This is a genomic window from Paenibacillus sp. CECT 9249 (assembly GCF_918697855.1).
Lineage (GTDB): Bacteria > Bacillota > Bacilli > Paenibacillales > Paenibacillaceae > MSJ-34.
This window is the reverse complement of sequence record NZ_CAKKLI010000045.1, coordinates 1-13,109: the sequence shown is the minus strand read 5'-3', so window position 1 is coordinate 13,109 and position 13,109 is coordinate 1. Positions and strand designations below refer to the sequence as shown.

Sequence of the window (13,109 nt, the reverse complement as noted above, 5' to 3'; positions counted from 1 at the left end):
TCCGGTCTAAAAAAGAGCCTTGCGGCTCTACGGCTCTCCGCAAGCCATTCTCGCGAATGGGTCAACATAACCGCAAAGGCAGAGAACCCAATCCCCGGAACAAAATGTTCGGGCGCCAATTCGGCTTGTCGTCTGCGAGACGCATTTGCGGGAACCGTTCCAACAGCACGGTCAAGGCGATTTCGCCTTCCAGCCGTGCGAGCGGCGCGCCAAGACAGAAATGAGGGCCGGAAGCGAATGCCAAGTGGCGGTTCGGCGAGCGCCCGATATCGAACCGGTTCGGCCGTTCGAACTGGGCCGGGTCGCGGTTGGCCGCTCCGAGCATCACCGTGACGGACTGCCCCTGGCGGATGATCCGGCCGCCGATTTCGTAATCGACGGATGCGAGCCGCGATGTCATCTGCACCGGGCTTTCGAACCGGAGCACTTCTTCGATGGCGGAAGCGGCCAACTCCGGCTGTGCGAGCAGCCGGGCGTATTGCTCCGGATGGCGCTGCAGCGTTAGAACGCCGTTGCCGATCAGATTGACGGTCGTTTCATGACCCGCTACGAGCAGCAGCACGCACGTCGCGATCAGTTCCTGCTCGGTTAGCTTATCCCCTTGCTCATGAGCGGCGAGCAGTTCGCTAATCATGTCTTCGCGCGGAGCAGACTTGCGCTCGGCAACCAATTGGCGGAAGTATCCGGCAATCTCTTCGGCGACTCTTCCGGCTTGTTGCGCAAATTCGGGCGGCTGGTCGCTGCCTTCAAGCACTCTGCCGATCATAGACGACCAATCCTTGAAACGATCGCGGTCTTCCGGCGGCACCCCGAGCAGTTCCGCAATAACGATGACCGGCAACGGATAAGCGAACGACCCGATCAAATCGGGCTGCTGTTGTTCGGCCATCCCGTCGGCAAGATGTTCCGCGATGGCGCGGATTTTCGGCTTGAGCCGTTCTGTCGTGCGCGGCGTAAAGGCATGGCTTACCAGGCCTCTCAGTCTCGTATGAGCCGGCGCGTCGCGAAACAGCATCCAATTGCCGAGCAATTCGTTGACCGGCCTCCATTCGGCCGGCGGCGGAGGCGCTTGCTGCTGCTGATGCTGCGGAAGAGCGTTCCGATATTCGCGCACGAACAACGGATCCTTCATGATCCGGTTGACGTCTTCATACCGGGAGGCTACCCAGTAGCCGTTCTCCTCTATGTAATAAAGCGGTTCATGCTCGAGCAAATAAGCATAAAACGGATACGGATCATTGTGCAAACGATCGGAATAGGTCCGGAACCATGCTGCAATGTCTGGCTTTGGGGAGGCCGGAGGCTGTTGGTACAACGCTATCACACACCTTCCATAAACTAGTATACACGGATCGCAATCTTAGATGATACCCTGATTATACCTTACGGCAAGCAACCCCCTCCATCAAGGGATAAAATCATGGTATCCCATCGGTCGATGTTCCTTCAATCAAAGAGACATCCGCGAAGATGCGGCGGACCGCTCTTTATGATAAGCTTAGGTTACAATGCTATCGCGGAGATCAAATACAGGAGGTACGATTGCGATGAACGTATTCGAACATGAAAAGTAACAACTTGGCTATTGGATCCGAGGTCCTCCCTGAGAACCAGCCTAGTTTGTTTTTTACAAAATGACTATACTGTTTTGGGAGGATACGCGAATGTTATACGATCAAGCGTTTTTGGATTCGATTAGAGATGCGAATCAATCTTTCACCGGTTGGGATTTTTCACACATTACGGAAACCGGGCGGATGCAGTATCAACTACTGCCTTGGTCCTATGGGAGTGTAGTCATTCCCTATGTCCAACGCGCCGTCTCCATGCTCGATATGGGTACGGGCGGGGGAGAATTTCTGTCGAGTTTGCAACCGTTTCTCCCTGCATCCGTTCATGCGACCGAGGGATACAAGCCCAATGTGCCCATCGCCGCGGAAAGGCTTGGACCTTTGGGCGTCAACGTTGTGTATGTAGAAGATGATAACAATCTTCCTTTGGGCGATGCCTCTTTCGATCTTATCATCAATCGGCACGAGTCTTATTCGCCCCGGGAACTGAGAAGGATCATTTCCGATCAAGGCATCTTTATCACTCAACAATGCGGCGGCACGGACGCTTGGCAAATCAACGAAAAATTCGGGGTGCCGTTAAATGAAGAGTTTGCCCATTGGAATTTGCAAGTAGCGGCGGATGAGCTCACGGAGCATGGTTTCCACGTGACGGAGCGCAAAGAGGAACTGGCTGTGCAACGTTTTTACGATATTGGCGCATTGGTTTATTACTTGCATGCCATTCCTTGGCAGGTGCCGGAATTCGATCCGGAACGTTATCTGAATTCGTTGTATGAAATCTACGGCATCATCCGGACGCAAGGCTATTTCGAAGTTACGCAGCATCGTTTTCTGATTCAAGCGGAAGCGCGTTAATGAAGAAAGGTGGAGTTGTCCCGAGCGGGAGACTCCACCTTCTCATTTCCTATGCATTGCGGCCCAGCTTGGGTAATCATGCATCGCAAAGCCTGCATAGCTTGAATACCGGGCAAGCTCCCGGTGAGCCGCTTGCAATTCTTTCTCCATCGCCTCCACGCTCATGGAGTGGAACGATGTCCGGTCGCTCTCCGAATTGCGCGCGGTTTCCACCGCAACGATCACTTGCTTACGCAGCGTAGACGCTTCTCTCATGATTGCATCGGCATTCTCGACGATCCCGTCCTTCCCTAACGCTACATTGCGATAATCCATAATGACAAGGCGATCGAACTTTTCCAACAACCATGCGCTGAAGCTGTAATCGGTCTCGGGGATCTTAACGGTATGCAGCCAAAAAGGAACGTCGAACGTAACGGTCAAGCCGCTTCCTTTCGTTTCCTGCTCGATCCATCTTGCATTGTCCATCCACTGTTCCAGCAGCGCGTTCCGATCCGTCTTCCATTCAGGCAACAGATAAGGTTCAATATCAAAATGCAGCCCCTCAAATCGCTCATTCGCTGCAACGGACGCGTTGTATTTTCCGACCCATCCGATCAATTTCCGCATTTGTTCCCGCTTCGAACGATAAGCCCAATCGGGGCGGCCCGCCAGCGCTTCGACCTGGATTTGTCTCTCTTGTGCCCGTCGAATAAATTCAGCGTACGTCTTGGAAGCCATGTCGGTATCGATCTGAAGGTATAGATTCGTCACGCCGTTATCGGCCGCAAAACGCAATACGTTGTCCGGCTCCGTCTCGATCAAGCTGCTGTTCCAGATCCACGTTCCTTTCGCTTTCGCAGTAACGACAGAGACCAGATTGCGATCCGGATTCCAATCGACCTCAGCATGGAACACTTCGCTAATAAAGCGAAGCGGTACCATCGTGCGGTTATTTCTGATTTCGGCCGGCACATCGAACGGTACTTTCTTTCCATTCACTAGCGCATAATTTTGGCCGATCGTCAGCATAATACTGTCTTTTTTATACGAAAAAACGACTTGTTGCAACGCCTTATTCCATTTCATGGTCGCGCCAAGTTTATCCGATATGAATTTTACCGGTACCATCGTACGGCCCGATGTCCTATCGATATACGGCGGTTCGTCCGGGAAAGAGACAAGCTGTCCGTCCACGGTAACTTGAACTTGGGAAGCGTAGGCAGCGGGGATCAAAATAATGAAACTTAATAGGATAGCGACAAAGTATAGCGGCCATTTGTTCATCTCGTATGTATTTCCTTTTATAATGTAGTATGTTATGTAAAAGCGAGGCCCCTCCCCCATCCGCATGATCGCGGCAAGCCGTGAGGCTGTCGTGTCATGGCAGAAGACGAGCCATTCGCCGATAAAAAGCTCTACGAATTTGCAGTTTCTCTCCAGCGTTCGTAGTCATGGATGGAAAATCCGCCATATCCGGAATATCTCCTCAGGAAATTATGGCTTAACCGCATTTGCCAATTCAAACTGGATGTCCCTTCTTTAAAAAAAGTCGTATGCTCCCCTTCATTCGTCGGGGCCGTCTCCAGACCGATAATAACAGGCTTCCCGATGCGGGTTCCTTCTTTGACCATCGGCAGCGCGGTAGCAATAATCCCGTTCGACCCGACGGCGAAATTCCGGTAATTCATCAGCACGATGCTGTCGAAACGCTCGATCATCCAAGCGCCTAAGTTCGTATCGCTGTTGGGTGCGGAAATTTTATGAATCCAGAACGGAAGATCGGCCGATATTCGCAAGGACGTATTCCGCTTCGCTTCTTGAACCAGATACTCCATATTGTCCGTCCATTGGCGGACGACATGCTCCTGATCCTTCTTCCAATCTTCCAGCAAATACGGTTCAATATCGACGTGAATTCCGTCGAATGCGGCCTGTTCTCCAGCCGAACGCTGATAATCTTCAATCCAACCTACGAAGGATTGAATATCTTGTTGATAACCGGACAAGCCCCAGCGCGGATCTCCTCCAAGCGCCTCCACTTCCATTCCTTGCCGATGCGCTTCTTCAATAAACTCTCGATAAGGCTCGAGGTCAGTCGATTTTCGGTTGACTTGCAAATAGATGACGGTCACGCCTTGCTCTTGCGCAAAGCCGAGCATCTCATTTCTATCGTTCGACGCCGTCGGCACGCTCCATACCCAGGTCGCTTTGACAGGCGGATTTTCGAAACCCCATTTCAGAATAAGAACAGTCGCGATCACGACGCAGGAAAGCATAGCGATGATGATGATTCTAAGACGTGTCACAATTCCTCCTTATGATACGTTGGTGTCGGTTCTTATGTCTGTTTGTCGTTTCGGTATATTCTATAATAACGAACCGTTGAATTCAAGGACGCGCCGTTCTGCCGGGAAGGGGGGCTTGCTCTTGGACAAAAACAAATACGCCCGTGCGCCCATGGAATGGCGCGTTGCTTCGGGCATATTGGGAAACGTCTATTGATGCAAACAACAGGGGTGTGTGTATAAAATTGGAAAGCAATGAAAGGTCTCTATTTAACGAGCAGCATCCAACGCTCGCCTAACTTTTCTTGCGAAGACAAGCGGTCTGTCCACTGCTTCAATATTGATATAAATTAAGCGCGGCCGATCGAATAGCCATTCGTTACGGACGGAAGTCACTTTTATTCCTTCGTTACGAATGGCCCTGATGAATTTATTGACTTCCTTCTCCAAGAATGCCGCTCTGCCTAAACAAAGCGCTCTGCCGGTTTTTTCATTCAACGATTCGAACGAAAAAGAAGAGGTTACTCTAAATCTTTTCCCCAAAATTGTTGCTCTTATCTGCTTTCGGTTTATTGTCGCAACGCATTTTCCGCCGGCAAAGCCGGGCTGCCCCCCGATAATCCTAGCGAACTGCTCACACAGCGAACCGTTATTGGGCATGCCTCTTTTCCTCCCCTGTTTTTTGTTTATGGTATGTGCACAGATACAGGGGGGAAACGGATTAATGCCTAAGAAAGGCAATCTGAGTTGCCTATACGATCAAGTGGTTCGTATTCTCATTGTCTCCCCGGCTTCGCCCATAGAAGATGAACCGACTTCAACAGGTGGCTCTCCGCACGGGTAATCAACATGCCGGATTGGCGGACCAAATCGGGCATATTCCTCGTATGGTGGCACCCGATGGCTCGAAACAACAACGGGTCGAGCATTCTCTGAACAGTGGCAACGACTGCATTCGAGCTGATCCCATGTTCCAGCAACAGAATAATCCCTTCCGGCTTGCACCAACGTCGAAGCTTATTCAGGACACGCAGCGGATTCCCATAACTGCAGAAGGATAATGTCGAGACAATCGTATCGAAGGAATGGTCCGGGAATTCCAGTTCTTCGATGTCTGTCAATATAAAGTCCGCATCAAGCCGACACCTGACCGCAGCTTCCCGCGCTTTCTTGAGCATCTCGCGGCTAAAATCGGTCGCAGTCACCTTCACTCCCGGTGGATAATACGGGAAGTTCGCTCCCGCCCCCACGGCGAGTTCAAGCACCTCACCGTTTGCATGGCTAAGAAGGTTCCGGCGCCATCTCCGCAGTGTCTGGCCTTCCTTCCTGCTGCTGTATTGAGCGGCTTGCCTATCGAACAATCGAATTTGCTTTGTCTTATCCATCTCATTCCCCAAATGAAACATGATTACATCTCCTTGTATCGGATTTCGTGGAAATCAACAATCAACTTTCGAATACTGGTAGATTACACCATAGAAGCACCGAAATGACCGGGCTTGAGACCAGAGAAAAAGCTGGACCAAAGTCCTGCTATTTGCAAAGCGCCCGAAATGATTCGTTGACGCACAAGTGAATAGTGTATATATTATATATATACGGTAGTTACACTATTGGCGGCTGCGAGGTGAACCATGAACATTATCATATCCAACGCATCGAGCGATCCGATTTACATACAGATTATGAACCAGATTAGACAGAGCATCTTGAGCGGCGAGTTGCGTGCAGGCGACAGCCTCCCCTCCATTAGGCAGTTGGCCAAGGATTTGCAAGTGAGCGTCATTACAACCAAGCGCGCTTACGAAGAGTTGGAGAAAGAGAAGCTAATCGACTCTGTCGTAGGCAAGGGTTGTTTCGTATCAGGAGCGAATAAAGAGTTCATACGGGAGCAGCGCATGAAACGACTCGAAGAGAAGATGATAGAAATCATTCGAGAGATCAAGGAATTACATATGAGCCGACAAGATTTAATCGACCATCTGACTTTATTGTACGAGGAGGAAGAGATGCCATGAATGCTATAGAATTACGTAATCTAACGAAAACATACCCTCAATTTACTGTCGATCATGTCTCTTTGGATGTGAAACAAGGCTACATTACCGGACTTATTGGCCCGAATGGCGTTGGCAAAAGCACCTTGATCAAGATGATGCTCGGCATCATTCGTCCTGACTCCGGGAGCGTGAAAATACTAGGCTCCGATATGCCTAGAGAAGAAGTTGACGCGAAGCAGCGCATCGGCATTGTGTCGGATGACTGCTTCTATTATGAGCATCTTACGATTCGCGACTCGAAGAAGATGATCGCGCCTTTCTACAAGAAGTGGAACGAAAAGAAGTTTAACAGCTATCTTGAACAATTTGAATTGTCCCCCAACAAGAAGATTCAAGAGTTATCCAAGGGGATGAAAGTCAAGTTTTCCCTTGCCGTTGCCTTATCGCATGAGGCTGAGCTCTTAATCATGGATGAGCCTACCTCCGGACTTGATCCTGTTTTTCGAAGGGAAATGCTTGATCTGCTTGCGGATATGATGCAGGACGAGAGCAACTCGATTATTTTCTCGACCCATATCACAACGGACTTGGATCGCATTGCTGACTATATCGCTTTCATTAATCGCGGAAAACTCGTATTCAATGAAACAAAAGATGAAGTGCTCGAGCGATACGCAATCGTAAAAGGCGACGCACAACTGCTCGATTCCGATACTCGAAGCAAATTTGTCGGGATTCGCGAAACGTCTGTTGGTTTTGAGGGCTTGGTCGATCATAGGCAGGAGGCCGAACGGTTGTTTGGAAATTATGTTGTGTTTGACAAACCGTCCTTAGAAGACATCATGTATTTCACTGCCAAGGGAGGACGCATTCATGCTTAATTTACTGCGCAAAGACTTCATCGCCTTAAAAAGCTCACTATGGATGGTTATCCTGTATCTGGCTGTATTCAGCGCCTTTTTTATACCAAAAAATTCATCATTGTCGATTTACCTTGTGGGGATCTATACGGCATTTGGCTTACTTAATCTGGGTGTCACGATCGATATCAAAAACAATAACCATCATTTTCTGGTCACGCTGCCTATTAAGCGCAAACATATTGTTCAAGCCAAATACATAGCTGCCATCATCTATACCCTTTTTAGCGTCCTTGCTTCTTACGGGATTCACTGGCTTGTTAAACAAGCAATCTTAGAGCTTCATATGCCGGACTATTCGGTCTTGGACATTCTGGTTCCGGCAGGCATAGTGCTTCTTCTCGCTTCCATCTATTTGCCGCTTTTTTATGCATTTAGCAAAAAAGGAAACTCTGTTATCTTGGCCGTATTCCTTATCATCATGATTGTTCTGGCGCAGCCGATAGGCATGCTTATGAATATGGTGAATGAGAGCGGCTTTAGCAGTCGCCAAGCGTTATTGCTTATCCTGACCGGTATCATATTGTTATTCGTTGCTTCCTACTACCTCACTTTAAAGCTGTTTACTAAAAAAGACTTGTAAGAGGCCGCGCAATTGTATCGCCAAGTGATAACTGTTTAAGACCGAAGGGACCGCCTTCCCAAGAAGGCGGTTCATTGAACTGATCGCAATCCATTCGTTCAACAGTAAAGTTCAAACATTTTTCTTTTCAAGTATCATGTGATCTTCAAACTGTTCTTGTAACTGTTCAAGCGTCTGAACGAGCGGTTCAATACCAAAATCATTGTATATTTCCGCTTCGCTCCGGTAAGCAATCTTTTGTAATAACAGGATTTCTCCAGCGTCGGATATGGAGGCTCTTTCAATTTTCATAGTCATCTCAACTCATCCTTTCTCGGCTCATCTGTACTCTTCTTAGCACATCTAATCTGAATTTATCATACAACATTTTGCGTTCTATTGCCCGTTTGATTAATATGAAAAAGCCCCCGATCATCGGGAGGCTTATCAAATTCGTATGAGCAATCGTTGGCTTGAGGAACTTGCTTGACATCATCATATTTCGCATCCAGCCCCGATGTCGGTTCATCCATGATCAGCAAATCGAGTTCATGCGCTTATTTATTACCGAGTTGTTCCGCCAAACCGATTAGAATCCCTTCTTTTCCACGAATGTAGCAGAGCCGATACGAGTCCTCGTACTGAACCACTTCGCCAACGAGTTGAGCGCCATGCTTAATGAGTCTGGATACCATTTCGTCGATATCTTCAACGGTGAACATGACGCGTAGATAACCGAGGGCATTTACAGGAGCAGTTCGGTGATCTGATATAGTGGGTGGGGTGAGAAATCGCGAAAGTTCAAGCCGGCTGTGGCCATCTGGGGTAACCATCATAGCAATCTCTACACACTGCGAACCCAGCCCGGTTACGCGACCGGCCCATTCACCTTCGACAGTAGCTCGCCCTTCGAGCTTCAAGCCAATCTCCTCGAAGAAAGAGATGGCGTCATCAAGGGATTCTACAACGATGCCAACATTGTCCATTCTTAGTAATTTGTTTTTTTCCATATTTTTCATCCCCTTATGTGTACAAATTTATTACCTGATCATCTTCATATTTATTCTATCAAAAATCGCCAATTCCTTCCAAACAATTCGCATGTGTCTTCTTCGTATTGCATGCAAATTGCGGTTTTCCTGCCGGTGTGATGCTGCCGTGCGTAACACCTGGGATGTCCTAACTCCTGAATCTAACCGTACATTTTCTAAATTTTTCTGTTATAAATTTTAACTGTAATTGGAGCGATAATCAAAACAAGCAGTATGCCGATAAAGATGGTCATTGATGCACTTGAAGTGAACTGTCCATGGTTTGCTAAATCTTTAAAAGCAGTGACCAAATAAGTAACAGGATTATATTCGGCTACTCTTTGTAAAAAAGTTGGCAAAGTGTTCGTAGGCACGAAGGCATTGGATAAAAACGACATCATCATCGTGACCATTGTCGAAACACTGGAGATCGTTGCTGAGGATTTGGATACCAAACCAATTAATGCAAACACCCAACTGATTGCGCATGCTCCAAAAATGGCCAAAAGTGAAGCGACGATTAGCCAACCCATCCCGGCTTCCGGACGCCACCCAAGAATGAAGCCCGTACCAATGGAGAACAAAGCTGCCATAATATATCGCAAAATATCCGATACCACTAAACCGGCTAGTGGAGCAATCCGTACAATGGGCAGTGATTTAAACCGATCAAAAACGCCCGTATCCAAATCTTCTCGTAATTGTGTACCTGTTGCCGATGACGACATGACCAGGGTTTGAATGAGAATTCCCGGCACGATGATTGGCAAATATTCTTGTACGCCGCCAGCAATTGCGCCTCCGAACAAATAAGAAAAGACAATCATGAAGAAAATGGGGATCACCGTTACATCAATCAATTTATCGGGATTATGTTTGATTTTCAGGATATTTCTTTTGGCCATGACTAAAATGTCAACCAAGGTACTCTTTACGTTGTTTTGTTTGCTTACCACGGATTCCATGTTCATTTCCCCTTTATGATTTCGTTAATTCAAAAAACACTTCATCAAGCGTTGGTTTTCTAACCGAAAATTCTTTGATCTCTATATTTTGCTGAGTAAAACATAAAAGTAATTTCGTCATGACTTTTGTGTCAGCCAGCTTAACGGTTAATTTGGTTCCTTCGGGTGAAATCATGGCTTCTTGCGCGATTTCTGTCTTGATAAGTTGCATGGTTCTTTCGGTATCCTTCATATGCTCCAGAGTAATTTCAAATTGAGTCTCACTTAAAAGAGACTTCAATTCATTTGGCGTTCCCAGTGAAATGATTTTTCCATGATTGATAATGGCTAGCCGGTCAGCCAGTTGATCCGCTTCCTCCAAATATTGCGTTGTCAGTAAGATCGTTGCCCCGTCGCTTGCTAGGTTGCGAATAGCTTCCCACATTTCTCCTCTTGTGCGCGGATCTAAGCCGGTTGTTGGTTCATCGAGAAAAATTAAGGGCGGCTTCACAATTAAACTCACTGATAAATCCAATCGTCTACGCATCCCGCCCGAAAATTCACGAATGGGCCGATCCTTTGCCTCCGTTAGTGAAAACTGATTGAGAAGTTCAAGTGCCCTCGCTTTGGATTGGCTCGCCGATAAACCATTCAATTGTCCAAAAAGCTTCAAGTTTTCCATCGCGGTCAATTCCTCATCAACGGTTGCATATTGCCCCGTTAAGCCAATTAAGCCCCGAACTTTTCGAGCGTCTTTTGTGACGTCTTTGCCAAAAATCTTTGCACTGCCTTCCGAAACTTTAGTAATCGTTGCAAGCATTCGTAAGAAAGTTGTCTTTCCTGCACCATTCGGACCTAGAATGCCGAAGATCTCTCCCTTTTTTATATCCAAAGAAATTCCATCAACGGCCCGTTTGTTAGGAAACTCTTTCACGAGCCCTTTCGTTGAAACGGCTAGCTCTGTCATCTCTTTTCTCCTCTACTCATTTTATCAGGTACCCTTACCAATAATATAAGGTACCCTTACTAATTTGTCAACAACATAATTTGAGTTATTTCGGTGACCTGATAAAATAGAGGTGTACTGAGAAAAGATAAGGGGAAATTGTCATGGATGAAAAACAATTGAATATCGATATAACTACGAATTTTATGAAATATAATGATTTACTTACCGTGTTCTTAAAAGAAAGCATGCTTAAAGGCAGCGTGTTTACCGTTCAAAATCGAGGGCAAGGAAAAATATTGAATATCCTTCGCCAAACACCACATATTTCTCAAAAAGAATTAGTCCGTCAATTAGATATGCGCCCGCAATCGGCTTCTGAAATGATTAAAAAGCTGGAAAAAAAGGGATTTATCGAACGGTATAAATCTGAAGAAGATCAACGCGTGATGATGATTACGCTAACTAAAGCCGGCAAAGTGGTATTAAATCAAAACGGAGATTTTCAGCCTGTATTTTTAAATGTTTTAACGATCGAGGAAAAACAACAATTCAATCGAATCCTTGAAAAACTTGTATCAGAAATTGAACCCGAAGTCGCTAAATTGCGAAACAAGCATTAAGGCAGGTAAATCCATGGAATCGAAATCAAACGACCCTTGATTCGAACCTCCGGACATATTCATCATTCGTTTATTCAAAAAAAACGAAGGGGCTGTCCAGAAAGCCAGTGAAAACTGACTGCTGACGCCCCGTTTTTGTTTGACACTTACAATTTTTAATTTTACATCTATATAGAATGAATGTTTTTACTTTTCATTCCTTGATCCACGGGGAATCTCCGTGTCCAAGGTGTAACTTTCTTTCATTCATTCCATTTCTTACCGCCATAACCCTTATATGTTGCATAAACTTCATCTGCATATAGATTTGCCAGAATAGGACGGCCATAAGAATCTGTAGCTCCCGGATACCAGTAATCTCCTCCGTTATAGTGTAATAAGCCGTTATATATGTTGCCGAATTTAACAATCTTTTCATCTAAAATCATTGCGCCCATGCTTACCTGATCTTGTTCACTGCTGTGATTATAAGTACGGCCAAATTTTGAGCTGAATTGAGATAAATAAGCATTACGTGTGTTTGGTTCTACCTGCATCAATCCGTCGCCAGCTGATGGACTGCCTGGCAAGCCTGCTCCAAAGCTGCTTTCCTTTTTGATCACAGCACTCAGCAATAAAGCAAAATCCCCGCCTTTGCCAAATCTATTGTCCACATTCATTACATATGTCCATATGTGGCTTGGAACTTCGGAAGGCTTTGTTACGGAAGGAGACGGTGATCCCGTATAAATCTTTACCGATGACATTTTGTCATTGACAGTGTTGCCGACCCAGGAAGAATTTGAAGTATAGGTCCATTTTGTTCCTCCAAAATGATCATGCTCATATACTTCAACGGTCCAGCCGCTAGGAACCTTGAGAGAGGACATCCAGTCATTCGGAATTCCGTTTGCGTTCAACTGAGACAGTGTATAATTGCCTATTCCGAGCGTTACTGCTTTCCCACCATAGTTTATATCTGCATAGAATGTTACTCCGTTTGTTGTCGGTGGTGTGGTTCCGCCGCTACCGCCTTTCTGCCATAAAGCAGGAACATTGGATGGTTCCCAACCTACGAGAGAAGTATGTGCCTGAAGACAGGTATACGTACTTCCACTATATGTTACTGTATCATTTACTGCATATGCAGTATTTGGAGCCCATGCTCCTCTAGCGGCTGCGCCTACCGGTAAGACTGCGCAAAATGTGGATATAAATACTGCTAAAACTACCATAAGCGAGAGGGCTTTAAAAGAAAACTTTTTATTAGTCATTTTCAGACCTCCTCATATAGTATTTCTTGAAGGCAGTTTTGAGTTTACTTCCAGTCCCCTAGGGGACTGGCGGCCGCCTTCAAAATTTCCAGTTGATCTTTGAAAAATAAATTTGGGACTGGACTTTCCGGAAT

General features: G+C 46.6%; 16 protein-coding genes. 5 read left to right on the top strand and 11 right to left on the bottom strand.

The window, feature by feature from the left end:
* Window positions 1-61: 61 nt before the first annotated feature.
* Entirely contained in the window at window positions 62-1,315 is a 1,254-nt protein-coding gene (locus LQ229_RS22005; protein ID WP_230192923.1) for a cytochrome P450, read from the bottom strand.
* Between the two features lie 349 nt (window positions 1,316-1,664).
* Here LQ229_RS22005 and LQ229_RS22000 point away from each other — a divergent pair, with 349 nt between their 5' ends.
* Window positions 1,665-2,429, top strand: coding sequence for a methyltransferase domain-containing protein (locus LQ229_RS22000; RefSeq protein WP_230192922.1), 765 nt, complete (start codon window positions 1,665-1,667; stop codon window positions 2,427-2,429).
* A 42-nt stretch (window positions 2,430-2,471) separates the two neighbouring features.
* On the opposite strand, the gene LQ229_RS21995 is transcribed toward LQ229_RS22000, so the two are convergent.
* The 4 genes from LQ229_RS21995 to LQ229_RS21980 form a co-directional block, all read right to left on the bottom strand.
* Entirely contained in the window at window positions 2,472-3,695 is a 1,224-nt protein-coding gene (locus tag LQ229_RS21995; RefSeq protein WP_230192921.1) for a copper amine oxidase N-terminal domain-containing protein, read from the bottom strand.
* Window positions 3,696-3,826: 131 nt separating this feature from the next.
* Window positions 3,827-4,717 carry a hypothetical protein gene (locus LQ229_RS21990; protein ID WP_230192920.1) on the bottom strand — a complete coding sequence of 297 codons (891 nt, stop codon included), beginning with the start codon at window positions 4,715-4,717 and terminating at the stop codon, window positions 3,827-3,829.
* Between the two features lie 249 nt (window positions 4,718-4,966).
* Complete coding sequence (locus LQ229_RS21985; RefSeq protein ID WP_216540624.1) at window positions 4,967-5,356, bottom strand: DUF1259 domain-containing protein; 390 nt, start codon at window positions 5,354-5,356, stop codon at window positions 4,967-4,969.
* 116 nt (window positions 5,357-5,472) lie between these two features.
* Window positions 5,473-6,102 carry a class I SAM-dependent methyltransferase gene (locus LQ229_RS21980; protein WP_230192919.1) on the bottom strand — a complete coding sequence of 210 codons (630 nt, stop codon included), beginning with the start codon at window positions 6,100-6,102 and terminating at the stop codon, window positions 5,473-5,475.
* Between the two features lie 228 nt (window positions 6,103-6,330).
* Between LQ229_RS21980 and LQ229_RS21975 the strand changes: the two genes are divergently transcribed.
* The 3 genes from LQ229_RS21975 to LQ229_RS21965 are packed head-to-tail and all read left to right on the top strand — an operon-like array spanning window position 6,331 to window position 8,199.
* Window positions 6,331-6,714 (top strand): GntR family transcriptional regulator, encoded by a 384-nt coding sequence (locus LQ229_RS21975; protein ID WP_216540625.1) that lies wholly within the window; start codon window positions 6,331-6,333, stop codon window positions 6,712-6,714.
* Window positions 6,711-7,577, top strand: coding sequence for an ABC transporter ATP-binding protein (locus tag LQ229_RS21970; protein WP_216540626.1), 867 nt, complete (start codon window positions 6,711-6,713; stop codon window positions 7,575-7,577). Before LQ229_RS21975 ends, LQ229_RS21970 begins: the two co-directional genes overlap by 4 nt.
* Window positions 7,570-8,199, top strand: a complete 630-nt coding sequence (locus LQ229_RS21965) for an ABC-2 transporter permease (RefSeq protein ID WP_216540627.1) — start codon at window positions 7,570-7,572, stop codon at window positions 8,197-8,199. Before LQ229_RS21970 ends, LQ229_RS21965 begins: the two co-directional genes overlap by 8 nt.
* Before the next feature lie 111 nt (window positions 8,200-8,310).
* Here the strand turns inward: LQ229_RS21965 and LQ229_RS21960 are convergent, their stop codons facing one another.
* The 5 genes from LQ229_RS21960 to LQ229_RS21940 form a co-directional block, all read right to left on the bottom strand.
* Window positions 8,311-8,496, bottom strand: coding sequence for a hypothetical protein (locus LQ229_RS21960; protein WP_216540628.1), 186 nt, complete (start codon window positions 8,494-8,496; stop codon window positions 8,311-8,313).
* Window positions 8,497-8,555: 59 nt separating this feature from the next.
* Window positions 8,556-8,711, bottom strand: a complete 156-nt coding sequence (locus tag LQ229_RS21955) for a hypothetical protein (protein WP_230192918.1) — start codon at window positions 8,709-8,711, stop codon at window positions 8,556-8,558.
* 24 nt (window positions 8,712-8,735) lie between these two features.
* The gene (locus LQ229_RS21950; protein ID WP_216540629.1) at window positions 8,736-9,188 is read right to left on the bottom strand and encodes a VOC family protein; all 453 of its coding nucleotides are present in this window, start codon (window positions 9,186-9,188) and stop codon (window positions 8,736-8,738) included.
* Between the two features lie 197 nt (window positions 9,189-9,385).
* Window positions 9,386-10,174 carry an ABC transporter permease gene (locus tag LQ229_RS21945; RefSeq protein ID WP_230192917.1) on the bottom strand — a complete coding sequence of 263 codons (789 nt, stop codon included), beginning with the start codon at window positions 10,172-10,174 and terminating at the stop codon, window positions 9,386-9,388.
* Window positions 10,175-10,187: 13 nt separating this feature from the next.
* The gene (locus tag LQ229_RS21940) at window positions 10,188-11,120 is read right to left on the bottom strand and encodes an ATP-binding cassette domain-containing protein (protein WP_230192916.1); all 933 of its coding nucleotides are present in this window, start codon (window positions 11,118-11,120) and stop codon (window positions 10,188-10,190) included.
* A 143-nt stretch (window positions 11,121-11,263) separates the two neighbouring features.
* Between LQ229_RS21940 and LQ229_RS21935 the strand changes: the two genes are divergently transcribed.
* Complete coding sequence (locus LQ229_RS21935) at window positions 11,264-11,722, top strand: MarR family transcriptional regulator (RefSeq protein ID WP_216540632.1); 459 nt, start codon at window positions 11,264-11,266, stop codon at window positions 11,720-11,722.
* Window positions 11,723-11,964: 242 nt separating this feature from the next.
* On the opposite strand, the gene LQ229_RS21930 is transcribed toward LQ229_RS21935, so the two are convergent.
* The gene (locus LQ229_RS21930; RefSeq protein ID WP_216540633.1) at window positions 11,965-12,975 is read right to left on the bottom strand and encodes a carbohydrate-binding protein; all 1,011 of its coding nucleotides are present in this window, start codon (window positions 12,973-12,975) and stop codon (window positions 11,965-11,967) included.
* Window positions 12,976-13,109: the final 134 nt, after the last annotated feature.